2 protein-coding genes and 1 pseudogene are annotated in these 2210 nt (G+C 64.0%); 1 reads left to right on the top strand and 2 read right to left on the bottom strand.

The annotated features are described in order from the left end of the window. Positions 1-46: 46 nt before the first annotated feature. Positions 47-166 (top strand): annotated as a pseudogene (locus tag AC5JJ6_RS10665) (ATP-binding protein); the annotation flags it as partial. 332 nt (positions 167-498) lie between these two features. On the opposite strand, the gene AC5JJ6_RS10660 reads toward AC5JJ6_RS10665, so the two are convergent. Together AC5JJ6_RS10660 and AC5JJ6_RS10655 are read right to left on the bottom strand one after the other, a co-directional pair. Continuing rightward, complete coding sequence (locus tag AC5JJ6_RS10660) at positions 499-825, bottom strand: DUF2934 domain-containing protein (protein ID WP_496042015.1); 327 nt, start codon at positions 823-825, stop codon at positions 499-501. 72 nt (positions 826-897) lie between these two features. Further along, positions 898-2210: hypothetical protein (locus AC5JJ6_RS10655; protein WP_496042014.1), on the bottom strand; the 1313-nt coding region annotated here is incomplete at its 5' end.

The raw sequence follows: 2210 nt of genomic DNA, 5'->3' as shown, positions 1-2210 counted from the left end.
ATCGTGACCTCAGTGATCAGTCGATCGAAAACAGCGGCAGTCTGCGATAATCGGGAATCCCACCCTGGGCGACGCGATCCTCGACCGCATCGTTCACAATGCCTACCGGATCGAACTGAGCGGGGATTCCCTGCGCAAACGCAAAGCCGAAGTCGAGCAAAAGTGACCACCACCGTCTGCCCGGCCCCCGCGGGGGCCGGGCAGACGGTGCAACCCGAGCTCGACGAAAGCTTGACCGGACCTGCGTCCCATGAGATGAGCACAATCGACCTGTCAGCATCCAGACCCGGCCGACATCAGATCGGTATGGTGGCCGGCTTCAGATCGGAATGATGGCCGACATCGCGTCGGAACAAGGGCCGGCTTCCGGTTGGAATTAGTGGCCGGCTTCGTCGGAATACACAATCAGGGAAACCTGGTTGCTTGAAGCGCCACGCAACCGATCCACACAAGATAGTTCGTCACTCGGCCGCCGTTTCAGGTTCTGAAAAAGCTTCATCAATACGCGGGCGGATCGCTGGCGGGGAAGGATTCGTCCGAGCTTTGATCGGTTTTGTCCCACGGGCGACGCAAATCGTCACGCATGGCGTCGGGACCTGCCGATCGAATCCGGGTTGAACGTTTGCCGTCACCGGCGGTTTCCGTGTCCTCCTCCTTGCCAAAGGCCACAGGCCGGCTGGTGCAATCTGTTTCAACTCCAGTTTCAGCGGCGATCTCCCGACACGCCTGAGTCCAGTGTTCGTCCCGCTTACCCTCGGGACATCCGTCACGCTCCCAGATCTCGTAGGCACGCCGCTGGATTTGTTCCTCAGGATTGTCATTCATTGTTGTTTCCTCCCGATTCAGTGAACTTCGCCGAGGAGCGCTTGCCTGACCGTCTCCTCGACCGGGCACTCGCTATTGCCACCGCTGCCGGTGCTTCTGCGCTTCCACGGTCTGACCGGCAACATACCGCATGACGGCAATGTCACCAACTCCGCGGCCGTCCGCCAGCGCCCGGGCGGCCGCGTAGAAGTCCATCCAGCACTCGTCCTCGTCGCTGCGGCTGAGCATGAAGGCTGTCCAGGCCAGGAGGTCGGTCCACCGATGCCGCCGGGGCTCGAGGACCTGCTCCAGCACTATCGCCTCCCGCCTTGCCGTGCTCAGGCGCTTGCCGCCGAGCAGAGACTGTACCTGATCGCCGTCCTCGAACCAGCTGTCCAGAAAGGGATACTCGTCCGCAAGCTCGGCACCTTCCGCCAGCAGGCCATCCAGCACGGCGGCCATGCGAGCTTCCGGCTCGATCCCCTTCTCCAGCATAATCAGCAGTGCTTCGGTCGACATCAGCTCCGGTTGAACCGAGTGCAGCCCCACTGTTTCCAGGAAGTCGACCAGAACGAACGGCGGCAGGGTGCCGGTCTCGAGGCTCACCGCCAGAAAATGCGCAGTCGCCGTCCTCAAAAACTCCCGATCAACTGCGTACTGACCAACGCTGCCGCCGGTCTGGAGCAGGATGCCCTCGACCTCGGCCCGGCTTATGCCATGCTGGGTCCAGGCATCGCGCACCCCGATGCCGTGCTTGAGCAGCAGGCTGCCCAGGGCGTGCCGGCGCCCTTCCCGGCAGACAACCAGGATGCCGATGGCGCCCGAGCCGTCAACACCCGATGCCAGGACATCCCGGACCTGGGCCTCGGGCCAGGAGGCGCAGTCGACGCCCTGGCGGCGGCAGGCCTGGATAGCCTGATCCAGCGTCGATCGGCTCCCGCCAGTTTCCGGCAGCCAATTGCGGACTGCAATCATGCGGCGGAGCATAACGGGCGTCACGAGCCCTCGGGGTGCTGCTTCCGCCAGGCTGTCGGCAATGCTTGCCCGCACGCCGGGCGACGGATCCAGCAGCCAGCCGACCGCGGCCTCTCGGGCCACCGGCTCGCTGGACTGCAGCAGCATCGCCGCCATGGCGCTGCGGTGTTCTTCCGGAAACGCAGCGCCCGTCTCGGTCAGATGGGCGTGCAGGGCGAAGACGTCTCCCTTGACACTCTTCGCCAGATCGGCAGCAAACTCCGCCATCTGTCCGGTGTCGGCCGCAGACTGATCGGCATTCTGCTCGAGAAGGCCGATCATGAGCGCGCGGAGATCCTCGCCGGGATCAAGCCTGGCTGTGGCAAACTCGCTCAGAAGAAGGAGCAGGAGCGCCGGGTCCATGTCCCCCGTGCGTCCGGCGGCGAGCACCC

It is taken from the genome of Skermanella sp. (genome assembly GCF_059503625.1).
The sequence above is the reverse complement of the archived record's forward strand: the minus strand, read 5'-3'. Positions and strand labels throughout refer to the sequence as shown.

What these genes read in the sequence shown, in the direction of transcription:
- AC5JJ6_RS10660 (WP_496042015.1), bottom strand. Translation starts at nt 825, where the DNA reads ATGAATGACAATCCTGAGGAACAAATCCAGCGGCGTGCCTACGAGATC.